At 44.8% G+C, this 24,722-nt stretch carries 24 protein-coding genes and 1 other annotated feature; of the genes, 1 reads left to right on the forward strand and 23 read right to left on the reverse strand.

Annotated features, from left to right (window positions below; translation table 11 throughout):
• The first annotated feature begins 84 nt into the window (after positions 1-84).
• A complete protein-coding gene (locus N5C46_RS05245) occupies positions 85-1,788 on the forward strand; it encodes an Rqc2 family fibronectin-binding protein (protein WP_261751199.1) in 1,704 nt (567 codons plus the stop codon).
• A 104-nt stretch (positions 1,789-1,892) separates the two neighbouring features.
• Here N5C46_RS05245 and pyrE read toward each other — a convergent pair whose 3' ends face one another.
• From pyrE to sigE, 23 genes are all read right to left on the reverse strand, one after another.
• A complete protein-coding gene (pyrE, locus tag N5C46_RS05250) occupies positions 1,893-2,516 on the reverse strand; it encodes an orotate phosphoribosyltransferase (RefSeq protein ID WP_261751200.1) in 624 nt (207 codons plus the stop codon).
• Entirely contained in the window at positions 2,513-3,223 is a 711-nt protein-coding gene (gene pyrF, locus N5C46_RS05255) for an orotidine-5'-phosphate decarboxylase (RefSeq protein ID WP_261751201.1), read from the reverse strand. Before pyrF ends, pyrE begins: the two co-directional genes overlap by 4 nt.
• Positions 3,195-4,136, reverse strand: coding sequence for a dihydroorotate dehydrogenase (locus N5C46_RS05260; protein ID WP_261751202.1), 942 nt, complete (start codon positions 4,134-4,136; stop codon positions 3,195-3,197). Before N5C46_RS05260 ends, pyrF begins: the two co-directional genes overlap by 29 nt.
• Positions 4,133-4,906, reverse strand: a complete 774-nt coding sequence (locus N5C46_RS05265) for a dihydroorotate dehydrogenase electron transfer subunit (RefSeq protein ID WP_261751203.1) — start codon at positions 4,904-4,906, stop codon at positions 4,133-4,135. Before N5C46_RS05265 ends, N5C46_RS05260 begins: the two co-directional genes overlap by 4 nt.
• The gene (carB, locus tag N5C46_RS05270) at positions 4,903-8,115 is read right to left on the reverse strand and encodes a carbamoyl-phosphate synthase large subunit (protein WP_261751204.1); all 3,213 of its coding nucleotides are present in this window, start codon (positions 8,113-8,115) and stop codon (positions 4,903-4,905) included. Before carB ends, N5C46_RS05265 begins: the two co-directional genes overlap by 4 nt.
• A complete protein-coding gene (locus tag N5C46_RS05275) occupies positions 8,108-9,199 on the reverse strand; it encodes a carbamoyl phosphate synthase small subunit (protein ID WP_156029913.1) in 1,092 nt (363 codons plus the stop codon). Before N5C46_RS05275 ends, carB begins: the two co-directional genes overlap by 8 nt.
• Positions 9,196-10,482 (reverse strand): dihydroorotase, encoded by a 1,287-nt coding sequence (locus N5C46_RS05280; RefSeq protein ID WP_261751205.1) that lies wholly within the window; start codon positions 10,480-10,482, stop codon positions 9,196-9,198. The genes N5C46_RS05275 and N5C46_RS05280 overlap by 4 nt, the downstream gene beginning before the upstream one ends.
• Positions 10,483-10,498: 16 nt before the next feature.
• A complete protein-coding gene (locus tag N5C46_RS05285) occupies positions 10,499-11,377 on the reverse strand; it encodes an aspartate carbamoyltransferase catalytic subunit (RefSeq protein WP_261752286.1) in 879 nt (292 codons plus the stop codon).
• A 166-nt stretch (positions 11,378-11,543) separates the two neighbouring features.
• Positions 11,544-12,872, reverse strand: a complete 1,329-nt coding sequence (locus tag N5C46_RS05290) for a solute carrier family 23 protein (protein WP_061809823.1) — start codon at positions 12,870-12,872, stop codon at positions 11,544-11,546.
• A 148-nt stretch (positions 12,873-13,020) separates the two neighbouring features.
• On the reverse strand, positions 13,021-13,566 hold the full coding sequence (gene pyrR / locus N5C46_RS05295; RefSeq protein WP_034755802.1) for a bifunctional pyr operon transcriptional regulator/uracil phosphoribosyltransferase PyrR: 546 nt from the start codon (positions 13,564-13,566) through the stop codon (positions 13,021-13,023).
• Between the two features lie 194 nt (positions 13,567-13,760).
• Positions 13,761-14,672 (reverse strand): RluA family pseudouridine synthase, encoded by a 912-nt coding sequence (locus N5C46_RS05300; protein ID WP_034755805.1) that lies wholly within the window; start codon positions 14,670-14,672, stop codon positions 13,761-13,763.
• Positions 14,644-15,138, reverse strand: a complete 495-nt coding sequence (lspA, locus tag N5C46_RS05305) for a signal peptidase II (protein ID WP_261751206.1) — start codon at positions 15,136-15,138, stop codon at positions 14,644-14,646. Before lspA ends, N5C46_RS05300 begins: the two co-directional genes overlap by 29 nt.
• Before the next feature lie 106 nt (positions 15,139-15,244).
• Positions 15,245-15,526, reverse strand: coding sequence for a hypothetical protein (locus N5C46_RS05310; RefSeq protein WP_261751207.1), 282 nt, complete (start codon positions 15,524-15,526; stop codon positions 15,245-15,247).
• A gap of 138 nt (positions 15,527-15,664) precedes the next feature.
• Complete coding sequence (ileS, locus tag N5C46_RS05315; RefSeq protein ID WP_261751208.1) at positions 15,665-18,436, reverse strand: isoleucine--tRNA ligase; 2,772 nt, start codon at positions 18,434-18,436, stop codon at positions 15,665-15,667.
• Positions 18,437-18,556: 120 nt separating this feature from the next.
• Positions 18,557-18,790: a binding site (T-box leader), on the reverse strand.
• A gap of 48 nt (positions 18,791-18,838) precedes the next feature.
• Positions 18,839-19,354, reverse strand: coding sequence for a DivIVA domain-containing protein (locus N5C46_RS05320; RefSeq protein ID WP_034755815.1), 516 nt, complete (start codon positions 19,352-19,354; stop codon positions 18,839-18,841).
• Between the two features lie 89 nt (positions 19,355-19,443).
• Complete coding sequence (locus tag N5C46_RS05325; RefSeq protein ID WP_261751209.1) at positions 19,444-20,214, reverse strand: YlmH family RNA-binding protein; 771 nt, start codon at positions 20,212-20,214, stop codon at positions 19,444-19,446.
• Positions 20,215-20,311: 97 nt separating this feature from the next.
• Positions 20,312-20,575 carry a YggT family protein gene (locus tag N5C46_RS05330; RefSeq protein WP_034755819.1) on the reverse strand — a complete coding sequence of 88 codons (264 nt, stop codon included), beginning with the start codon at positions 20,573-20,575 and terminating at the stop codon, positions 20,312-20,314.
• Positions 20,576-20,583: 8 nt separating this feature from the next.
• Positions 20,584-21,027: a cell division protein SepF gene (locus N5C46_RS05335; RefSeq protein ID WP_261751210.1), complete on the reverse strand. Its 444-nt coding sequence runs from the start codon at positions 21,025-21,027 to the stop codon at positions 20,584-20,586.
• A gap of 16 nt (positions 21,028-21,043) precedes the next feature.
• Positions 21,044-21,718, reverse strand: a complete 675-nt coding sequence (locus N5C46_RS05340) for a YggS family pyridoxal phosphate-dependent enzyme (protein WP_261751211.1) — start codon at positions 21,716-21,718, stop codon at positions 21,044-21,046.
• 1 nt (position 21,719) lies between these two features.
• Positions 21,720-22,541 (reverse strand): peptidoglycan editing factor PgeF, encoded by an 822-nt coding sequence (gene pgeF, locus N5C46_RS05345; protein ID WP_261751212.1) that lies wholly within the window; start codon positions 22,539-22,541, stop codon positions 21,720-21,722.
• A gap of 51 nt (positions 22,542-22,592) precedes the next feature.
• The gene (locus N5C46_RS05350) at positions 22,593-22,880 is read right to left on the reverse strand and encodes a YlmC/YmxH family sporulation protein (RefSeq protein ID WP_034755825.1); all 288 of its coding nucleotides are present in this window, start codon (positions 22,878-22,880) and stop codon (positions 22,593-22,595) included.
• 140 nt (positions 22,881-23,020) lie between these two features.
• Positions 23,021-23,797: an RNA polymerase sporulation sigma factor SigG gene (gene sigG / locus N5C46_RS05355; RefSeq protein ID WP_060669863.1), complete on the reverse strand. Its 777-nt coding sequence runs from the start codon at positions 23,795-23,797 to the stop codon at positions 23,021-23,023.
• Between the two features lie 200 nt (positions 23,798-23,997).
• Positions 23,998-24,717, reverse strand: a complete 720-nt coding sequence (gene sigE, locus N5C46_RS05360; RefSeq protein ID WP_034755828.1) for an RNA polymerase sporulation sigma factor SigE — start codon at positions 24,715-24,717, stop codon at positions 23,998-24,000.
• Positions 24,718-24,722 lie beyond the last annotated feature (5 nt).

Consider the following 24,722-nt stretch of genomic DNA (forward strand, 5'->3'; position numbering starts at 1 on the left):
GTTACATTTGATACACTTTTCACCACTCCCTGGTCGGATGAAATCAAACTATACTGAAATCGCATGAAGCAGAGGATGTTATATATGTCATTTGATGGATTATTCACAAGAAACATGACGAAAGAATTGAATGAAAACTTAATACACGGACGCATTAACAAAATACATCAACCTTATAAAAATGAAATCATCCTGGTTATCCGGGCAAATGGAAAGAACCATAAAGTGCTCTTATCCGCTCACCCAAGTTACTCACGTGTTCAATTGACTGCTGAGAATTATGACAACCCCTCGGTTCCACCGATGTTTTGTATGCTCTTGCGGAAACATCTTGAAGGGTCGATCATCGAAGGGATCAGTCAGATCGGATTGGATCGGATGATTGTATTTGAAGTGAAGGGCAGAAACGAGATCGGGGATATATCTTATAAACAACTGATCGTTGAAATAATGGGCCGTCACAGTAATATCATCCTGGTCGATAAAGAACGAAATATGATTCTTGACAGCATCAAGCATATTTCACCAAGCATGAACACCCATCGTACTGTATTGCCTGGCCATACCTACGTGTTGCCGCCTCAACAGGATAAAATCGATCCACTTGAAGCAGAAACAGTAGATGTATTACGCGCCCTTGATTTCAATTCGGGTAAGCTTGATAAACAGATTGTCCAATCCTTCGCCGGTATCTCACCGCTTTACGCGAAGGAAGTCGTACACCGTGCAGGGATCGGCAGCGGGGCAGCCATTGCCGAGTCATTCCTATCATTGATTGCTCATGCAAAAAACTTTGATATAGCGCCGACCCTGATCACAGCAGATAAGGAAACATTCTACTGGATGGACCTTCAACATCTTGGGGGTGAAAAACAAACATTCCCTTCCTTGAGTGAACTGCTCGACCGTTTCTTTTATCAGAAGGCTTCACGTGATCGAGTCAAGCAACAAGGAAATGACCTCGAGCGGTTCATTCGAAATGAAAGGGATAAGAACATCAACAAAATAACGAAACTGGAGCGAACGCTTGACGATGCCCAACAGGCTGACCGCTATCAGCTGCTCGGTGAACTTCTTACTTCGAATCTATATGCCGTGGAACGTGGGATGACGGAGGTGAGCGTAGTCAATTATTATGACGAAAACGGGGAAAGTATCACGATTCCATTAAATCCTCAAAAGTCGCCTTCGGATAATGCACAGAATTATTTTTCACGTTATCAAAAAGCGAAGAATGCCATAAAGATCGTCCATGAACAAATTGAAAAAGCACAGGAAGAGATCGTGTATCTCGAACAATTACTGCAACAATTAGAATCTGCTTCAACGAAAGATGTGGAGGAAATCAGGGAGGAACTCGAAGAAGAGGGTTACCTGAAGGTCCGCAAGCAAACCAAAAAGAAAAAGGCCAATATGAAGCCCGTCCTGGAACAATACACGTCAACTGACGGAACAAAGATCCTGGTCGGTAAAAACAATAAACAAAACGACTACTTGACCAACCGGGTTGCAGGAAGAGATGAAGTCTGGCTTCATACGAAGGATATTCCAGGTTCTCACGTTGTCATCAAGAGTTCCAACCCAACTGATGAAACGATCAAGGAAGCTGCCAATATTGCCGCATACTTCAGTAAAGCCCGTGAATCCAGCTCCGTACCCGTTGATTTCACCGAAGTCAAACAGGTCAAGAAACCTAAAGGTGCCAAACCCGGATTCGTCATATATGAAGGACAGCAAACCGTATACGTGACACCGGATCTCGATTTGGTCCGATCGTTGAAAGATTGATATACCAAAGATGCACTTTCATCCAGTAATGATTCCACCGGATGAAAGTGTTTTTATTTGGAAGAATGACAAAAAGCAACTCAAAAACCGAGTTGCTTTCCCCTTTACATCCCCCAGCTCTCAGGGTCTTTTCTCCAAAGCTTCAATTGTTCCCATTCACTTTCACGGATGATCTCATTTTGGACCGCTACCTCAAGTAAGCTTGAATAATCAGAGAGGGCATAGGATGTAATGTTTTGTTCTTCAAGCATTCTTTTCCCTTTTTCCAATTCATATGTGAAGATCGCAACCACCCCTAATACGTCACATCCCGCTTCTCTTAAGGCGTCAACCGCAGTTATACAGCTGCCCCCCGTGGAGATCAGATCTTCAACGACGACAACCTTTTGTCCCGGTGCCGCGATCCCCTCAATCTGCTTTCCTTTTCCATGGGCTTTAGGCTTTGACCGGACATAACACATGGGAAGATTTAATTTCTCGCTCACCCACGCGGCATGTGGAATTCCCGCCGTCGCTGTTCCTGCGATGACTTCCGCTTCCGGAAAGTGCTTTCGGATCAACTCGGACAGTCCTGTTGAGATGCTGTCCCGCACTGAAGGATACGACAGGGTCAGTCGATTATCACAATAAATCGGTGACTTTATGCCGGATGACCAAGTAAATGGCTCCGTCGGGTTTAAAAATACGGCTTCGATGTCGAGTAGTTTCTTTGCGATTTCATGTTTCATTCTTTGCCCTCCCATTCATGTACGATCCGTTCATAAGCAAGGACCGGATTCGCAGCACCTGTAATGCTTCTTCCAACGACGATGTAGGAAGAACCCAATTCTTTCGCCATTTGCGGTGTAGTGACTCTTTTTTGATCTCCAATGTGATCTTCTGCTAACCTGATCCCGGGAGTGACCCTTATAAAGTCATTCCCGCAATGGTCCTTTATCAGACGGGCTTCGTGGGGTGAACATACCACTCCGTCAAGTCCCGCATGCTTTGCAAGAGTGGCATAATGCAGGACGGACTCATTGATGGTCGTGTGGATAAGCTGTTCTTCTTGCATCTGTTCTTCCGTTGTCGAGGTCAGTTGTGTGACGGCGATCAGATTTGGGCGCTTATGATTGGCAGGGGTTCCGGCATAAAGACCCTCCAGCGCCTTCTCCATCATCATGCTGCCGCCTGCAGCATGGACGTTGACTAGCTCCAAATCGAACCCTGCAAGTCCTTTCATGGCTCCGTAAACTGTATGAGGGATATCATGAAGCTTCAGGTCCAGGAAAATCCGATGATTTTTATTTAAAATCTTCTCGATGATCGCCGGACCATTTTGAAGGTACAACTCCATACCGACTTTCACATTCAGACTTTCTGAAAATTGTTCCAGGAAGGTTGAAGTCATCTCCCATGTCGGGAAATCAAGTGCTATGAACGGTGCTCGATTCATGTTTCCCCCAGCTCCTTCCGGTTAATTCGGATATATGTTCGACCCCGAGCTCCTCAAGTAGAGGCGGTAACTCATTGATGATTCGCTGACATACGAATGGATCAACGAAATTCGCCGTCCCGACTGCGATGGCACTGGCTCCTGCATAGAAGTATTCAATCACATCTTCAGCTGATTGTATTCCCCCCATCCCGATAATCGGGAGATCCACCTGCTGGCTCACTTCATAGATCATCCTGATGGCAACCGGTTTGATGGCTGGGCCGGATAATCCGCCGGTTTTGTTCGCAAGAACCGGCTTGCCCGTCTTCATATCCAGTCTCATCCCGAGGAGGGTATTGATCATGGTCAGGCCATCCGCCCCTCCTGCCTCAACAGCCTTGGCCATGTCGACGATATTGGAGACATTAGGAGATAATTTCACATATAGCGGGACCTGTGAGACTTCTTTAACCTTTTCAGTCAATTCCTTAGCCACTTCAGGGATGGTCCCAAAAGCGATTCCTCCCGTTTTGACATTGGGACAGGAGATATTGAGTTCAAGTGCCGTTACGTTTTCAGCGGAAGAAATGACCCTTGCCACTTCCACATAATCTTCCACTTGGGAACCAGCCACGTTTGCAATGATCGGTACATCAAATTGTGAAAGCCATGGAAGTTCGTTTTCCATCACACCTTTGAGTCCGGGGTTTTGTAACCCGATTGCATTCAGCATACCCCCGTTTGTTTCAGCAACTCTTGGAGTAGGATTTCCAAAGCGTGCCTCTTCCGTCGTCGCTTTGATCATGATCGCTCCAAGCTCGCTCAAATCATAAAACTGACTATATTCACGACCGAAACCAAAGCAGCCTGATGCCGGCATGACCGGGTTTTTTAAAGACAAGCCTGGCAATTCGATTTGTAATGATTTCATAAAAGCACCGCCCCTGCTGGAAATACCGGTCCGTCACTGCAAACCTTTACGTAACTCGACCCTTCAGGATCATCCTGTTTATGACATACGCAGGCGAAACAAGCCCCGATTCCGCATCCCATCCGCTCTTCTAATGAGATGAAACCATGTTTGCCCTCCAATTGCCTTTCAAGAGCTTTCAGCATGGGTGTCGGTCCACAGGAATAAAACACATCAAAGTCCGGCTTCTCTTCAGAGATGACATCTGTTACAAATCCAGCACTACCAAGGGAGCCGTCGACAGTGGCAACATATGTGAGCCCAAGTTCCCCGAACTTATTTTCATAAAAGCTGACTGATTCATTTTGAAAACCAAGAATGTGCTTCACTTCCCAACCGTTTTCTACAAGCTTCCTGGAAAGACCGTAGAGGGGAGGAACGCCAATCCCTCCACCTATTAACAGTGCGGTCTTACGTTGGCCTTCCACGGAGAAACCATTACCTAAAGGTCCTAACACGTCGACCCTTTCACTACGATCCACCAGGGAAAGGAGTCGTGTCCCTTTCCCTTCAGCCCGGTAGATCAGGGTCATGGTATGTTGTTCAGGGTCGTGGGAGGCGATGGAAATCGGCCTTCTCAGTAGTGGGTCGATTCCCTTCCCCACTTTCACATGAACGAACTGTCCCGGGGCCTTAATTTCATCCACCAGGTTCCCTTGAAGAACGAGTTCATAAATGTTTTCAGCTATCCGTTCATGAGAAAGCACAACCATGTTTTCGTTAACGATCATTGATGAACCGCCTCTTTCACTTTCGGTAATGAGTCAAGTGCCTCTGCTGAGAAAGTCATGGATTCAATCACTCTCAGGATGGCTTCTGCAGTGTCCAGTGACGTAAGACATGGAATGCCGTTTTCGACCGATTCCCTTCGAATTCTGAATCCATCCCGGGCAGGCTGCTTTCCTTTTGTCAATGTATTGATGACAAGCTGTGTTTCACCGCTTTGGATGATATCCAATAATGTAGGACCGCTGGATCCGATCTTATCCACTTCACGGACCGTGATACCTGCCTTGGCGAGATACTCTGCCGTCCCCTTCGTTGCGAGGATTTGATAGCCGATATCGATAAAGCGTTGTGCCAGGAGTACTGCTTCCTCCTTGTCTTTATCTGCCACGGTCATGAGTACGGAGCCGTATTCCTTCATTTGCATTCCTGCAGCGACCATCCCCTTGTAAAGTGCCTTTTCCAAGGTTTGATCTTTCCCCATTACTTCCCCTGTAGATTTCATCTCAGGTCCGAGAGTTATGTCCACCCGTCTAAGTTTGGCAAAGGAGAAGACCGGGACTTTGACGTACACACCCTGTTTTTCAGGAACCAGTCCTGGTTCATATCCTTGATCTTTCAGGGATATACCAAGGATGGACTTGGTTGCAATATTCGCCATTGGGACATTTGTGATTTTACTGATGAATGGCACTGTCCGGCTTGAACGGGGATTCACTTCCAGGACGTATACTTCGCCTTTTGAAATAACATACTGGATGTTCAGCAATCCGATAATGTTCAACCCTTTTGCCAGTCTCGTTGTATAATCGATAATGGTTTGTTTCTGTTCTTGTGTGAGTTGCTGAGGAGGATACACGGCGATGGAATCCCCTGAATGAACTCCCGCTCGTTCGATATGCTCCATAATCCCCGGGATGACTACGTCTGATCCGTCTGAGATGGCATCCACCTCGATTTCCTTGCCGATCAGATAACGGTCGATCAATACCGGGTGCTGTGGATTGACCTTTACTGCATTTTTCATGTATTGAAGAAGCTCTTCTTCCCTGTAAACAATCTCCATTGCGCGTCCTCCGAGTACGTACGAAGGTCTTACCAGAACCGGGTAACCGATGCTTTTTGCTATTTCAATTGCCCCTTCTACGGAAACGGCCGTTTTACCTTCCGGTTGAGGAATGCCAAGCTCATTCAGGGTATGCTCGAATTTATCACGGTTCTCTGCGCGATCGAGATCCTCAAGTGAAGTACCCAGAATCTTGACACCTCTTCTCACCAGCTCATCTGCCAGATTGATAGCCGTTTGTCCACCAAACTGGACGACGACTCCCTTTGGCTTTTCCAGGTCGATGATGTGCATGACATCTTCCACCGTCAGTGGCTCGAAATATAATTTGTCCGAGATACTGAAGTCGGTCGAGACCGTTTCCGGATTGTTATTTACGATGATGGCCTCATAACCCGCTTCTTTAATGGCCCAAACAGAGTGAACGGTCGCATAATCAAACTCCACTCCCTGTCCGATCCTGATCGGTCCCGAACCGAGGACGATGACACTCTCCCGTTCTGTGACCCTTGATTCATTCTCATCTTCATAAGTGCCGTAGAAGTAGGGAGTTTCAGATTCGAACTCTGCTGCACAGGTATCTACCATTTTATATACCGGGATAAGGTCGATTTCTTTTCTCCAAGTATACACATCCGCTTCAGAGCTTTCCCATAACCGTGCCATGGTGATATCCGAGAAGCCCATGCGCTTCGCTTTTTGTGCAAGCTCAGGGTTGAAGGGGTTCAACGCCAGTTCTTTTTCAAACTCTATGATTCTATTCATTTTATATAAGAAGAAAAGGTCGATTTTGCTCCATTCATGGATGGTCTCGATCGTCACTCCCCTTCTCAGCGCTTCGCCGATGTAGAAGAGGCGCTCATCCCCTGCTTTTCTGATCCTTTTCTCAATCCACTCGTCTGTAAATTGATCCGCGTCACTCAATTCCATATGATACGTATTGCTTTCAAGGGAGCGGATCGCTTTCAGTAGTGATTCTTCGAAGGTCCGGCCGATTGCCATCACTTCTCCGGTTGCTTTCATCTGAGTACCAAGGTTTCGTTTGGCCGCTTCGAATTTATCAAATGGCCATCTTGGGATCTTCGTCACAACATAATCAAGTGCAGGTTCGAATGATGCGTACGTTTTACCCGTCACAGGATTCATCATTTCGTCCAATGTCAGGCCGACGGCGATCTTCGCTGCAAGTTTTGCAATCGGGTAGCCGGTCGCTTTGGATGCCAGGGCGGATGAACGGCTCACCCTGGGATTGACCTCTATGATGTAATACTGGAAGCTGTCAGGGTCGAGTGCCAGCTGAACATTACAGCCTCCTTCGATTCCCAGCTCACGGATGATATTCAGACTTGTATTCCGGAGCATTTGATATTCACGGTCACTTAATGTTTGACTTGGTGCTACCACGATGGAGTCTCCCGTATGGATCCCCACCGGATCAATATTCTCCATATTACATACCACGATGGCATTATCGGCTGCATCCCGCATAACTTCATATTCTACCTCTTTGAAGCCTGCAATGCTTTTCTCCAATAGGCATTGTGTGACAGGGCTGTATTTCAGTCCTGAACTTACAATCTCGACCAATTCGGCTTCGTTGTGACAGATTCCTCCTCCGGTTCCACCCAAAGTGTAGGCTGGACGGACAATGACCGGATACCCGATTTCGTTCACAAATTGATAGGCTTCATCCAGGGAATGGATGATTTCACTATCCGGAACCGGCTCTCCCATTTCATTCATCAAGTTCCTGAACAAATCACGGTCTTCCGCTTTCTCGATGGCTGAAAGCTTCGTTCCGAGGATTTCAACTCCGCACTCTTCCAAGACCCCGGACTGGGCAAGTTCAACAGCCATGTTCAATCCCGTTTGGCCACCTAATGTAGGCAGCAGCGCATCCGGACGTTCTTTACGGATGATCCTGCTGACGAATTCAAGTGTCAATGGTTCGATGTATACTTTATCTGCCATTTCAGCGTCTGTCATGATCGTGGCAGGATTGGAGTTTACGAGGATGACCCTGTAGCCTTCCTCTTTCAATGCGATGCAGGCTTGTGTTCCTGCGTAGTCAAACTCCGCCGCTTGTCCAATGATGATAGGTCCGCTTCCGATAACTAAGATGCTTTTAATGTCTGTACGTTTAGGCATGTTGAAGCTCCTTTCTTTTCTCTTCTTTCATCAATTGCAGGAAATCATCGAATAAGTAGTTGGAATCCTCGGGTCCCGGAGAAGCTTCAGGGTGATACTGCACCGTAAAGGCCGGATAGTCCAAATGTTTCAATCCTTCTACCGTTCCATCATTTATGGCCAGGTGAGTGACCTGTAATCTTGACCCGGCTAAAGATTTTTCATCGACTGCGTAGCCGTGGTTCTGTGAAGTCAGTGCGACCTTTCCGGATTTTAAATCTTTGACCGGATGGTTGCCGCCACGATGTCCAAATTTCATTTTGAAAGAGTCCCCTCCACACGCCAGGGCAAATAATTGATGTCCGAGGCAGATACCGAAGAGTGGAATTTCACCAAGCAATTCCTTGATCGTTTCAATCGCCTGGGGTACATCTTTCGGATCCCCCGGACCATTCGATAACATGATCCCGTCAGGCTGCAGGCGTCTGATTTCTTCCGCTGAAGTATCATAAGGAACCACAATCACATCACAATCACGCTTGTTCAATTCCCTTAGAATCCCGTGCTTCATCCCGAAATCCATTAACACCACACGGTACCCTCTTCCAGGGCTTGCATAGGCCGTCTTCGTGGAAACCTGTTTGACCTGATCTGTTCGTAAATCTGTCCCATGGAGCTTATCAAGCATTGCCCCGGAATCCAGTTCAGCTGAACAAATGATGCCTTTCATGGCTCCATGCTTCCTGATGATCCTGGTTAACTTTCTCGTATCGATCCCTGATATTCCGGGAATTCCTTTTATTTTTAATAATTCATCCAATGTGGATTCATTTCTCCAGTTAGAAGGGAAGTCCGCCACTTCTCTCACAATGAACGCTTTGATGGCCGGAGTGATCGATTCAAAATCGTCCCGGTTGATGCCGTAGTTCCCTACGAGGGGGTATGTCAAGGTGACAAGCTGGCCGCAGTAGGATGGATCTGAAAGGATTTCCTGGTAGCCGGTCATGCTCGTATTGAATACCACTTCACCTATACTTTCTTCATTTGCTCCGAATCCTTCTCCTACGAAAACCGTTCCATCGTCTAAAATGAGTTGTCTTTTCATTGTTCGTTTCCTCCTTCATTCCATACAAGAGATCCCTGATAAAAAGTTGCTTTCGGCCATCCTTTGCATTCCCATCCTTTGAATGGCGTGTTTTTCCCTTTGGACAGAAATCCAGCCGGGTCAATTTCTCTTTGTTCATGCAAATCGATAAGCGTAAAGTCCGCTTCTCCTCCTACTTCAAGTAGTCCAAACGGAAGATTAAATGCTTCACTTGGTTTGATGGTCATCCAGTCAATAAGCTGCTTCAGAGTAAAAATCCCTTTTTCCACAAAGTTTGTATAAAGCAGCGGGAAGGCGGTTTCCAACCCGACGATTCCGAACGGGGCGAGCTGCATGCCTTCCGATTTTTCGGCTTCTGTATGGGGTGCATGATCGGTGGCGATGAAATCGATCGTTCCGTCCAGAAGCCCCTCTATAAGAGCCTGTCGATCCTCTTTACTTCTTAGAGGCGGATTCATTTTGAAATTGGGATCAAGCCCGGGGATATCGTCTTCACAGAGCAGAAGGTGATGAGGTGTTACCTCTGCCGTCACATTGATACCGGCCTTTTTCGCATCCCTGACGACCCGGACGGATTCTTTTGTCGATATATGGCAGACGTGGTAGTGTACACCGGCTGCTTCAGCTAAAAGCACATCCCTTGATATATGTACAGCTTCACAGATGGAAGGAATGCCTGGCAGGTTATGTTCTTTCGAGAATGTCCCATCATGGACCGCTCCTCCGTAAATCAAGGTGTTTTCTTCACAGTGGGCGACAATGGAGGCATTGATCCCTGCTGCCGTCTTCATGGCTTGATACATCATGTCCGCTGACTGCACCCCTACCCCATCGTCTGTGAATGCAAATGCCCCGTTTTCTTTTAATGATGGTAAGTCATTAAGCGTATCCCCGATTTGTCTTTCCGTGATGGCAGCATACGGTAACACCCGAACACTCGCTGTTTCAGAGATCTTCTGATTCAGGGACTGAAGAGTTTCCACCGAGTCAGGTACAGGTCGGGTATTGGGCATTGCCGCGATGGTGGTGAAGCCTCCCTTTGCTGCTGATTTCGTTCCCGTTTCGATGGTTTCCTTATGTTCTCCGCCCGGTTCTCTAAGGTGGACATGCAGGTCGACAAATCCGGGTGAAATCACTGACCCTTCTGCTTGAAACTCCTTATGACCTTTCCCTTTCAGCCCTGAACCGATTTCGATGATCTTCTTATCTTCCACCTTTACATCCACAGTCTCAAGATCACCATTCTTTGTTACAATTCGTGCATTCCGGATTAACCAATTCATTTCAGATTCCCCCTAGTCAATTGATTTCAAGTGCTCTTTTTAAAACGGCCATTCTCACGTATACTCCATTTTCCATCTGTTTGAAGATCCTTGATTGCTCACATTCGACCAATGAGTCGGCTATTTCCACACCTCGGTTGACGGGTGCAGGATGAAGGATGATAGCGGATGGTTTCATCTTGTCTTTCCTGGACTCCGTCAGTCCGAAGCTTTCATGGTATTCCTCTTTCGTCAGTGTCGATGTGATCTCGTGACGTTCATGCTGGATACGGAGAAGCATGATGACATCAGAATCGGTTATGCATTCATCTATAGGCAGATAGTGTGTTCGGTCTGTTGCTTTGAACCATTCCTTTGGGCCAGAGAAAAAGACCTCTGCTCCGAGTTTTGTCAGTGCTTCCGCATTGGACCTGGCGACCCTGCTATGGGCGATATCTCCTATAATGGATACCTTGATTCCCTCGAATCGGCCAAATTCCTGATGGATGGTCAACAGATCTAACAGACATTGAGTCGGATGATTTCCACACCCATCCCCGCCATTGATCACACTTATGTTAAGAGGCGTCAGTTGATCAAAGTAGCGTTCAAGTGAATGACGGATGACGACCGTATCGACTCCTATGCTCTCTAATGTTTTCACCGTGTCATACAGGCTTTCACCTTTTTGGATGCTTGATGTTTGGGCTTCGAAGGGAATGACTTCAAGACCAAGTTTCCTTTCCGCCATCTCAAAGCTGCATTTTGTACGTGTACTTGCTTCGAAGAAAAGGTTGGCCGCGTATTTCCCGGTCCCTGCCTCCCAGGTTTCACCCTTTTGGAAACGTTCCGCCTGATTCAGTATTTGAATGATTTCTTCTTTTGATAAGTCATTCATCGTCAACAAGTTCTTCATCATGAGACAACCCTTTCCTCTCTTCTCTTCCCAAAAAAACACCCTGTCATCTTACCGACAGGGTGTTTTTGAACATACTTACAGTGACAGTGCGGAAAAATCCCGCATGTCTTGTTCAAATTCACCCTTCCTAGACTCTCTGGACCATGTTAAAAGGTGTTTCTATTTATGCAACATCTTGCTTAGCTTTCTCTTCTTCGAATAAGTTGTTACTTCCTTCACTTTCTTCCCTGCCCGGCAGGACAAGGTTCAGGAACACCCCAACGATTGCTGCAAGGGCCATCCCCGATAGGGAAACCTGCTCGTTGATCTTTACGAATGCCCCTCCGACTCCGATGACAAGGATGACACTCGAGATGACTAAATTACGCTTGTTTCCTAAGTCTACTTTGTTATCGATCAACATACGGAGTCCACTTGAAGCGATGATCCCGAACAGCAGGATGGATACCCCACCCATGACTGCTGATGGGATCGAACCGATCAAAGCCGTTATCTTGCCGACAAATCCGAACATGATGGCAAGTACCGCAGCGCCGCCGATGACAAATACGCTGAACACCCGTGTAATCGCAAGCACCCCGATGTTTTCACCGTACGTTGTATTTGGTGGTCCGCCCAGGAAAGAGGCGATCACAGTCGCTACCCCGTCCCCAAGGATGGAGCGGTGAAGACCCGGCTTTTCAATGAAATTTCGTCCTACGACCTTACTTAATACCATCTGGTCCCCTGTATGTTCTGCCAGGGTCACAAGTGCAACAGGAACCATGATCCCTACGATTTCCCATGAGAAGCTCGGCGTGTAGTCCACAAAGGGGACAAAGAAGTCCGGCATCTGGAAGAATGGAGCATCGATTACCTGTTGAAAATCCACCAGCCCTGCAAAAACCGCGATGACATATCCTCCTATGATTCCAGCAAGGATCGGAACCATTCCGAGAAATCCTTTGAAGTAAATCGAACAGATGACCGTGATTCCCAATGTGGCAAGAGCCACCATGAAGTGCGTGTTACTGTAAACCAATTGTTCTGCTCCGGGATTTTCATACATGGCCATATTGACGGCCGTTCCGGCAAGTCCCAATCCGATCACCATGATGACGGGCCCTACCACAACCGGAGGAAGGATCCTGATCAGCCATTTCAATCCAAGCTTTGATATAAGCAGCGCTACGATTCCATACACAATCCCTGCAAGAAAGCTTCCCATCATGGCAGCCTCCGGTCCTCCCAGGCTCTTGGCAGCGAGGATCGGTGCGATAAAAGCGAATGACGATCCAAGGTAAGCAGGGATCCTCCCCTTCGTGATCAGGAGATAGGCAAGTGTTCCGAGTCCACTTGAGATCAAAGCAACCCCAGGGCTTAATCCAACCAGGAACGGGACCAGCACCGTTGCCCCGAACATGGCGAATAGATGCTGTATGCTCAGTGTAATCCATTTTCCTATATTAGGTACTTCTTCTACGTCTAACACGACTTGTTGATTTTGATTCATGTATGTTTCCTCCTCTAATACCCATTTTTACCCATTAAAAAACCCTCTTTGTCCTAAAGAGGGCACAAAGAGGGTACAAGAAGGCCTGTTTCTACCTTCATTCCCATCCTTTGTCAGCCTCACTGGACCACTCTTAAAAGGACTTTCGTTATTCTTTTTCGTGTATGGCAACGATGTCTTCCTGATCGACTTCTGATAATGCGACCATGATTTTCTCAGAGCTTGATGTCGGAATATTCTTCCCGACGAAATCCGCCCGTATCGGTAATTCCCTATGTCCACGGTCGACCAGCACAGCCAGTTGAATCTGACTTGGTCTTCCGAGATCCATTAAGGCATCGAGCCCTGCCCGGACCGTTCTTCCAGTGAATAGGACATCATCCACCAAAATGACTTTCTTGTTTGTAATATCAACCGGAAGGTCAGAACCCTTCACTTCTGGTTCATGATCCTCTGTTTTCGTCGTTAAATCATCACGGTATAGGGTGATGTCGATTTCTCCGACCGGAATTTCTTCCCCTTCAATCGCATGGATCCGCTCGGCTAATCGATTGGCAATATAAATGCCCCTTGTTTTGATGCCGACTAAGATGCAATCTTCAATTCCTTTGTTTCGTTCGATGATTTCATGGGCGATCCGTGTGAGCGCCCTTCGAATGGCGGGTTGATCCAGTACTGTTGCTTTCTTTGTCATTTTCGCCACCTCATTTTCTTTTATTTCAATAAAAAATCCCTCTCACCGTAGAGATGAGAGGGCACACTTATCGTTATGATCTGATTGCACGCCAAAGAATTTTTGGTCGTACACTGCTCCTTCTCAGCCTCACGGGACCGTATTAAAGGTTACTTATTCAATTAACATTATCATAAAGGCAAGGTCGAAATTTGTCAACGGTTATTTTCAAGATGCTTAACCAATTTCGTGAATTCTTCGGGTAACTCCGCATGGAACTCCATATATTCTTCCGTTCTGGGATGAACAAACCCAAGCACGCCGGCATGAAGGGCCTGTCCTTCAATGCTTAACGTTTTTCGCGGGCCATATTTCGGATCACCCGCGAGCGGGAAACCGATGTATTTCATATGCACACGGATTTGATGGGTTCTGCCTGTCTCCAGTTCACATTCAACGAGGGTGAAATCTTTATATCGGTCCAGCACCTTGAAATGCGTGACCGCTTGTTTGCCATTATCCACGACAGCCATACTTTGGCGGTCTTTAGGATCCCTGCCGATCGGCGCATCGATCGTCCCGTATTCGTGGGGGATCAGGCCATGTACGATGGCTGTATATTTTCTGGTAACGGACTTGTCCACAAGCTGATTCACCAAATGCTCATGAGCCATGTCATTTTTCGCCACCATCAGCAATCCAGATGTATCCTTATCAATACGGTGTACAATACCTGGTCGCAGTACGCCATTGATTCCTGACAGGTCCTTACAGTGATGCATCAATCCATTCACCATTGTTCCTGAATAATGACCCGGTGCAGGGTGGACGACCATCCCTTTCGGCTTATTTACGACGATGACATCCCCGTCTTCATAGGCGATATCAAGGTTAAGATCTTCCGGCTCTACATCCAATTCTTCCGGTTCCGGAATCGATACCGTGATGACTGCATTCAACGGACACTTGAAGTTAGGTTTCACCGCTTCTTCATTTACTTTAATATGACCTTCTTTTATCCATTGTTGAACCTGGGAACGGGACCAATCCTTATTCAACTGGCTAACGACCTTGTCGATTCGTTCTCCCTGGTTTTCCTCAAGTATGTTGTGCTGAATTACTTCCATTTTTGTTCTCCTTCTTTGCTTTTCGTTCGTCTAAATACATATAAATCAGTAACAGTGCTACTCCAATGGTTAATGCTGCATCGGCAATATTAAAAATCGGGAAATCATAGGAAAAGATGTATGTATTTAAGAAATCGACCACTTCTTTTCTGAAGACACGGTCAAGAAAGTTTCCAATTGCACCGCCTAGCATGAAAGCAAGACTCAGACTAAACAATGTATGTCCTTTTGCATGGACTTGCATATAATACACGATACCTACAATCACTATTAATGTAATAATGTAAAAAAACCACATTTGTCCTTGGAGTATTCCCCATGCTGCACCTTGATTCCGATGAGAAGTAAGATAAAAGACATTATCTATGATTGAAATGCTTTCTCCCTCGGTCATTCGTCTTACAACCAACCATTTTGTCAATTGATCCAGTCCAATTACAACCAAAGCCACTAAATAATAATACACAAAGGCAACCTCCGAACATCTTTAAATGATTACCTTTGCATTTTAGCATAAAAGGGGAAATAAAGACACTTAAACTGGAGAAGAACGATGGAAACGCGGGAGAAATTTATGAATAGGATGAAATCTTCCCAAACCTTCTCCATTCGTATGCATCTTCGATCGTCGTACAGGTTGGGTTCATTACCATGTAATCGAACGGGATTTCCTGCCCGCTCGATTCACAATAACCGTATTGATTATCCCGGACACGACTCAGTGCTTGTTTTACCTCGGTGATCTCATCGTTTATATATTGCTGGATTAAAGGGTGTTGAGATTGACTTGCTTCAAGCTCTTTCAAGGATTGTTTAAGCTCTTCTACAATGGATGTGTATCGGTCATATGTCATCTTGATCCCTCCACTTATAGTATGGGGGAAATGACCCTGAATATTGTGTTGCAAGATATAGCAATTATGGAATTTGAAATGCTGTGGTATAAAGACAAAAAAAGGGACCTGTCACATGACAGGTCACCTCGTACTTGATTATGTCAGATGGGAATAGCTTTCTTTCACAACGGATGCACAGCGTGTGCAAAGAGTTGGATGATCTTTATCCTCTCCCACTGTTGGGGTTACGATCCAACAGCGGTCACATGTTTCACCTTCAGCTTTTTCAACGACAATGTTGTTTTCACCAAGGCTTAACGCATGCTCCGGAGCCTCGCTCACCGTTCCGCCGATTTCAAAGGATGATACAATGAACAGCTGTTTTAAGTCTTCTTTGATGGAATCAAGTAAGCGTTTCGTTTCGTCATTGACGTATAGGGTCACTTTAGCCGTCAATGACTTACCGATCACCTTCTGATTACGTGCTTCCTCAAGTGCTTTTAAAACATCATCTCTTAATTCTAAGAATGTGTTCCATTTTTCCTTCAATTCATCCGCATTTGCGAGTTGTTGTACTTCAGGCATATCAGTCAGTTGGACACTTTCGCCCACTGCACCCGGGATGTATGCCCAAACCTCATCTGCTGTATGGGAAAGGATCGGGGACATCAGTTTCGTAAGTGCTACCAGGCTTTCATACAATACCGTCTGAATCGCTCTGCGCTCATAGTGATTTTCTGACTCGATATACAGAACATCCTTTGCAAAATCCAGGTAGAATGAACTCAAATCCAGTGTACAGAAATTATTGACTGCATGATAGATGCTTGCGAATTCATATTTATCGTATGAATTTTTCACATTCTTCACAAGATCATTCAGCTTCACGAGCATAAATTGATCCACTTCTCTTAATCCATCAAAGGATACCGCATCTGTTTCAGGATTAAAGTCAGAAAGGTTCCCCAACAAGAAACGATAAGTGTTACGGATCTTACGGTAGACTTCAGCCACTTGCTTCAAGATTGGGTCAGATACTCGAACATCTGCCTGATAATCAACAGACGCTACCCAAAGACGAAGGATATCGGCTCCTAGTTGTTTCATTACCTTTTCAGGGACAACGACGTTCCCTAATGATTTACTCATCTTTCTTCCATCGCCATCAAGAGCGAATCCGTGACTTAACACTCCTTTGTATGGGGCTTTACCCGTTACGGCTACGCCTGTTGTCAATGAAGAGTTGAACCAACCACGATATTGATCGGATCCTTCGAGATAAAGGTCTGCAGGACGCTGCAAGTCATCTCTTTCCTCAAGAACGGCCTGATGGGAAGATCCTGAATCGAACCATACGTCCATGATGTCCTGTTCTTTCGTGAATTTCCCGTTAGGACTGCCTTCATGTGTAAATCCTTCAGGTAAAAGTTCTTTTGCTTCTTTTTCAAACCAAATATTTGATCCATGATCACGGAAAAGCTTGGACACATGATCAATCGTCTCATCTGTAATGATCTCCTGACCATTCTCAGCATAGAATACAGGAATTGGCACTCCCCATGCACGCTGACGGGAAATACACCAGTCTCCACGGTCTCTGACCATATTGAATAGACGTGTTTCTCCCCATGCGGGAACCCATTTCGTATCCTTTACCGCCTGGAGTAATTCTTTACGGAATTTATCGATGGATGCAAACCACTGTGCCGTCGCTCGATAAATAACCGGCTTTTTCGTGCGCCAGTCATGCGGGTATGAGTGAGTGATGAAGTTTAACTTCAATAATGCCCCTGCTTCCTGAAGCTTTTCTGTGATTGGTTTATTGGCCTTATCATAGAATAAACCTTCAAACCCTGGAGCTTCTGAAGTCATAACCCCTTTGTCATCGACGGGACATAACACATCCAGTCCATATTTCTTCCCTACGAGGAAGTCATCCTCCCCGTGCCCTGGAGCTGTATGGACACAGCCAGTACCTGAATCAGTCGTAACATGCTCACCAAGGACCACAAGGGAGTCACGATCATACAGGGGATGTTTTGCCACGATATGTTCGAGTTCTGCACCCTTGACCTTTTTGGTCACAGAATGGTTTTCCCATTCAAGATTCTCGGATACGTCTTCAAGTAAATCTTCGGCTACGACATAGCTGTTTTCCTTTACATTTACAACGACATAGTTTAAGTCTGCATGTACGGCAATCCCAAGGTTTGCAGGGATCGTCCATGGTGTGGTCGTCCAGATCACCAGTTGGGTCCCTTCTTCAAGGACACCCTTACCTTCTGTAACGGCAAAACCTACATAAATGGATGGGGAACGCTTGTCCTGATACTCGATTTCAGCTTCTGCAAGGGCTGATTCACTTGATGGTGACCAGTAGACAGGTTTCTTCCCTTTGTAGATATAACCCTTTTTCGCCATATCACCGAAAACTTTGATTTGCTGTGCTTCATATTCAGGTTTTAATGTGATATAAGGGTTTTCCCAGTCGCCCCGTACACCTAATTGCTTGAATTGCTTGCGTTGATTATCGACTTGCTCGTAAGCATACTCTTCACATAATTTACGGAACTCGGCGATCGTCATTTCTTTACGCTTTACGCCCTTATTCGTTAACGCCTGCTCAATCGGCAAACCGTGAGTGTCCCATCCTGGAACATACGGGGCATGAAAACCGCTCATGGATTTATAGCGTACGATAAAGTCTTTCAGGATTTTATTCAATGCATGACCCATGTGGATATTCCCGTTGGCATAAGGAGGGCCATCGTGAAGGACGAATAAAGGACGATCACTCGTTCTTTCCTGTACTTTTTGATAGATGTCCATCTCTTCCCACTTCTTCTGTGTATCCGGTTCACGCTTCGGTAAGTTCCCTCTCATCGGAAATTCTGTTTTCGGCATCAGTAATGTATCTTTATATTCCATGAAATCATCCTCCTAATCATTTCTCTCTTAATTGCCATCTTTTCTATATCCTTCACTTCTTAATCAGGCAGGGTGAACTTTCCTTTTTTCGAGAAATATAAAAAGGCTTCCTCATCCCTGAATAGGGACGAGAAAGCCTTTCCCGCGGTACCACCCTCATAAAGACCGAAACTGGTCTTCACTTGTTGATTCGTAACGTGAATAAATCGCCACTCATTACTCTTCCTTAAGGAATTTCGTGAGCAGGGCTCGAGGGTGATCTTCCGGGCTTCTTTCCTTGTCGGGCTCACACCGTCCCCGACTCGCTAGAAAGGATTCATGATAAGTACGTACTGTCCCTGTCTCAGCCTATTAATACAATTAAGATTGTTGTTCAATTATATGAAAGTATTGCTCTTTTCGTCAAGACAATGTCTCTTCTTCTTTTAAAGTTTTTAAATCCGTTGCATCCAAATCGAATTCCATTAATTGATCCCAGTCATTTGTATCAAGAAGATCAAGCTGTGCTTCGATCAACATTTTGAAACGAGTACGGAACACCTTTGACTGCTTCTTGAGTTCTTCTATCTCAATGGCAATCTTACGGGCTTTGGATAAAGATTCATTAACGATCCGATCGGCGTTCTTCTCGGCTTCCTTAATGATTAGCTTTGATTCTTTCATTGCATTCCGCTTGACTTCTTCCCCTGCTTCTTGAGCAATGACGATTGACTTATTTAACGTTTCCTCGATGCTTGTAAAATGACCTAAACGTTCATTCAAGGAGTTTAAACGTTCTTCCGTTTCTTTCTTCTCGCGGATCAGAATTTCGTAATCTTTAATAATCTGATCTAAAAATTCGTTAACCTCATCCTCATCATAACCACGAAAGCCACGACTAAATTCTTTATTATGTATGTCTAATGGCGTTAAAGGCATGGGAGCCACCTCCAGTACTTGGTGAATTACATATTTATTATAACTAAAATTTCGACAGTATGTGGGAGAATTCCTTTATTTTTCTTAAATTATTTCAGAATCCCCACAGAGATTCGCCATTTATCCCGTTTTGTTCTTCCTTCAACCGACAGTACCTTACTTCTTCCGTACCCTCTGGCAGATAGAACATCGGAAGCTTCGACTTCAAAGGAGGGATTTTCAACTGCTTTCCAATTCACTTTTACATGTCCGCTTTTGATCAAGGTTTGAGCCTTTTGGCGGGAATCATTATAGATGGCTGCAAGTACGACGTCAAGCCTCATTGAACTGACGGTAGTCGTTTTCTCCTGCCATTCTTCCCGGCTTTCCATTCGTTCACTCAGTGGAATATCCTTTAAAGAAATCTTGGCTTTCCCTATTTGGGTCAGTTCCATCAGGACATAATCTGCAATTTCATCTGCAAGCATCAGCTGAATGGTCTCCTCGCCTGTCAGGATATCCCCGAACTTATCCCTTTTCAATCCAATTGACATCAAGGTCCCTAATACCTGTCTATGTTCTATTGTAACAAACTTCGAAGGGTACTGTATTTCAAATAACCTTATTCCAAAATCTTCTTCCTCTGGCTGAAAATAAGGTGGGTACAATAAAGCTCGTTTCCGTTCCGTATTTTCAGGATAAAAGGATAAAAGGATTTCATCGTGTTGACCAATGATGGACCTGACAATATGCTGCTGCCTCGGATCCAAAAAGTCCGTTCGTTTCGCTGTATATTGATCTTCCACTGTTTGCTTCCACTGGAGCACAGCATCTACAAACTCTTTCTCATCCGGCCTGAAATGTTGATAGATCGAAGACATACTTTCACCTCCTCTGTGATTCACCCAAAATAAAAGGACCGAAACTGTTTGACCGGTTTCAGTCCTTTATAGATATCTTTCCTTAACATAGTCCAGATTAAATAAGCCATCTAAATAATTGGTACAACCCGGATTGGGCCAGATTCAGCACAATGAATGCCACAATCGGTGAAATATCAATCATACCGATCGATGGGACAAATCGTCTGAACGGTTCTAAATACGGTTCGCAGATCCTTGCAAGGAACTGTCCGATCGATGTCTCTCTGGCATTCGGGAACCATGACATTAGAATATAAATGATTAACGCCCAGGAGTATAGTTGGATTAGTTTTGACAAAATTTCATAAAGCATTACCATAGTTTACATTACCACCTCGAGTCTGCTAAATCTTCCTCTTTTAAGAATTCAGAAATGTTTCCGCTCACTTCAACATTGTCAGGTGTGCAAAGAAAAATATTGTCGCCTACACGTTGAATGTCGCCGCCGATTGCATACACCGTCCCGCTGAGAAAGTCGACAATACGCTTCGCCTGGTCATGCTGTATCCGCTGCAGGTTTACAAGGACAGAGCGTCGATTCTTTAGATGGTCTGCTATTTCCTGTGCCTCTGCATATACTCTTGGTTCTACAAGAATCATCTTGGAAGATTTCTGGACACTCTGAAGGCTCACAACATTTTGTTTTGAATTTGAAAGCTGCGACTTCATGGGCTTTTTCTCCTCGTATTCTTCTTCATACTTTTCTTCTTCATATTCGTATTCATCTTCATCCAGCAAAAAGAACGTTTTAAACTTTGACTTAATACCCATTTGTATTCATCCCCTCTCAGTCATTTCCAACTAATGCAGTTCCAATACGAATAAATGTGGCACCCTCTTCAATTGCAATCACATAATCGTTGCTCATGCCCATGGATAATTCTGTACATGGGGCATATGGAAGATTAAGCGAACGGACTTCTTCCTGAATGGTCTTCAGCTGCCTGAAACAAGACCTTAAGAAAGGTTCATCATCCGTTTGGGGAGCCATTGTCATCAATCCTACGACTTTAATATTGGATAAGTCTTTTAAACTGCCGACAAATTCTTTCACTTCATCAGGAGAAATACCATGTTTGGATCCTTCTCCGGAAACATTCACTTGAACGAAGCAAGACACAGGTTTATCCGCTCTTTTATGAATTTCTTTCGCCAGTGACAGACGATCCAGGGAGTGTATGTATGATACTTTATCAATGATGTTTTTGACCTTCCTTGATTGCAGGGAACCGATGAAATGCCACCGGGCCTTGTCCCGTAAAACATCCCACTTCGAGATCAGACCCTCATCCCGGTTTTCCCCTAAGTGAAGAAGCCCTGCTTCGACTGCTTCTTCTGCACGGTCGATGGATACGTATTTCGTGACCGCCACGACATGAACGTCTTCCATCCTTCTGCCACTGCGTTCACAGGCTCGTTGGATGTTTTCATTGATGTGTTGAATATTTTCAGATACCTTCATCTTATTTCTCCTTCCAGCCAATAAAACTCATCATTCTTCCCGTTTCTTCACCATCTCTTCTATAAGAGAAAAATTCATCGTGACAGGACGAACAAAAACTGGAAGTATGAATTTGATCAGAATGCAACCCGGACTGCACCAAGAGCTGATGATTTAATTTCTTCAGATCCAGATGGTACTGTCCCTCTTCCTTTAAATTATAGGGTAAGTTGTTTTCATCTTCTAGTGTTTTTTTTACTTTGTCAATCACATAATCATCCACAATATAGCAATCTTTACATATGGAAGGGCCTATCACCACTTCTATGGAAGACAGGGAGGAACCTTTACCGATAAACGCACCGACCATTTTCGGCCCTATTTCAAGGACCGTCCCCTTCCATCCCGCATGTGCAAGACCGATTGTTCCGGTCATCCTGTCAAGGAAATAAAGGGGGACGCAATCTGCATAGCACATCGTTAACAGAAGGTTTCTTTCTCCTGTCACAAATCCGTCTGAATCTTTAATGCTGTTATGATAGGTCTCTGCACCTTTTCCTCTGTCCTCAGGGATCACAATAGAAATATTCTTCCCATGTGTCTGCTCAGCAGCCACAAAAGAATCAAGAGGCATATCCAGAGCGGATGCAAGAAGTTTGCGATTGTGAGTGACGGATGCTTCCTTGTCTCCTACATGAAGCCCCATGTTGAATGACTGAAAAGGACCTTCACTTATTCCGCCACGATTAGTGGTGATGCCCGCGACGAGTTCGGGGTTTTCTTTCGTCCATTTTCCAATGGAGTAATATGAGTTTGTCTCTGTTAAAAAAGGCTCTTTCGACACGGTGAATCTCCCTCGTTTTTTCTTTAGTGTACCATAGTCCATTGAGATTCGTCATGTATCGGGGGATTGTTTCGGTTCCTGAAGCTGTCCTTGTATATAATGGCTGTCTTTATATCGGACAAGGATGACGTCTTCCCCAATCTTTACGATACTGCTCCAAGGAATCACGATATCTTCGTCTTTCCCGAAAAACCCCAATATTTTTCCCCCAGTGCCTATAACGATTGCCTCGATTCTTCCAGTATCCAGATTGATCTCAATGTCACCGATATTCCCCAATTTCCTCCCATCTGAAATACTGACAACATCCTTCACCTGGAATTCTGATATACGCACCATACTTCTTCACCCTCTTTTCATGAAGTTCCTTATCGGTTGATAACGGTGATACACTTCACCTTTTTATAGTAGATATTATAAGTGTATGCATCAAAAAAAAAGGCAGACCTTCCGTGTGGAGATCCGCCTTTTTCTTAACCTTATTGAATATTTTTGTTCATTTGTTTAATTGCTGCTTTTTCCAGTCTTGATACTTGCGCTTGGGAGATGCCGATTTCGTCTGCGACTTCCATTTGGGTTTTTCCTTGAAAGAAGCGTTTGCTGATAATGAGTTTTTCACGATCATTTAAACGTCTCATTCCTTCTTGAAGGGCAATTTCTTCGATCCAGTGGAAATCGCGATTCTTTTCGTCGCTCAGCTGATCCATGACGAATATGGGGTCTCCTCCATCATTATAGATGGGTTCAAACAGCGAAACGGGATCTTGAATGGCATCCAGTGCGAATACGATTTCTTCGTGGGATACATCAAGAACTTTGGCTATTTCTTCCGCAGTCGGCTCCTTGGATGTCTCCCCCATTAATTTCTCCCTTACTTGCAGAGCTTTGTACGCAATATCCCGCAGTGAACGGGATACCCTTATCGGGTTATTGTCCCTCAAATATCGACGGATTTCCCCAATGATCATCGGAACCGCGTATGTAGAGAATCGAACGTTTTGACCCAAATCAAAATTATCGATGGATTTCATTAATCCGATACACCCTACTTGAAATAAATCATCAACATACTCACCACGGTTATTAAAGCGTTGAATTACACTTAAGACGAGGCGTAAATTCCCGTTGACCAGTTTTTCTCTCGCAGAGATATCCCCCGCTTGCATTTCCTTGAATAAAATTCTCATTTCATCATTTTTGAGTACTGGCAATTTGGACGTATCCACACCACAAATCTCGACTTTATTACGTGTCATTCTTTCCCCTCCTTGTAGGAGCTGCTGTACAAAATTCAGTATTTCCTTGAAGAGGAAAAATATGCATTTCATTCTGACAGGCAGTGGCGGGTGCGTTCCAAATCCCTTACGATAACTGACTCAAAAAGCTAAAAAAATTTTTTTATTCCAGATCACATTAAAAAGCTGACCTTTTCAATTGAAAAAGTCAGCTTTAAAGATCAAACCATTTTATTGAATTCCTTTTTCAGGCGCTTAATAATCCGTTTTTCCAAACGGGAAATATAGGACTGGGAAATTCCAAGCATATCAGCTACATCTTTCTGGGTTTTTTCCTCTTCTCCCATCAATCCGAATCGAAGCTCCATTATTTGTTTTTCTCGATCTGAAAGCTGATGCAGGGCATTGAAGAGTAATTTTTTATCCACTGTTGCTTCAAGGTCTTTTGTAATGATATCTTCATCCGTCCCGAGTACATCTGATAACAGCAATTCATTTCCATCCCAATCGATATTAAGGGGTTCGTCAAATGAGACTTCCGAACGGATCTTGTTGTTCCTTCTTAAGTACATAAGAATTTCATTCTCTATACATCTCGAAGCGTAGGTCGCCAACTTGATTTTTTTCTCGGGATTGAAGGTATTGACCGCTTTAATAAGGCCGATGGTGCCGATACTGATCAGATCTTCTATATTGATGCCTGTGTTTTCAAACTTTCTGGCGATATATACCACCAGTCTTAAATTACGTTCTATCAATAAGGACCGCGCTGCCTTGTCACCTTTCGGCAATTTATGGAGGAGGACTTCTTCCTCTTCCTTTGTCAACGGTGGAGGGAGCGCTTCACTACCACCTATGTAGTAAATTTCGTCTGTCTTCAGACCCAGCTTGATTAACAGTTTGTACCAGTAATATAAAAATTTGAATTTGAATTTTTTCATTGTTG

Origin of the sequence: Rossellomorea vietnamensis (assembly GCF_025398035.1) — a bacterium.
Lineage (GTDB): Bacteria > Bacillota > Bacilli > Bacillales > Bacillaceae_B > Rossellomorea > Rossellomorea vietnamensis_B.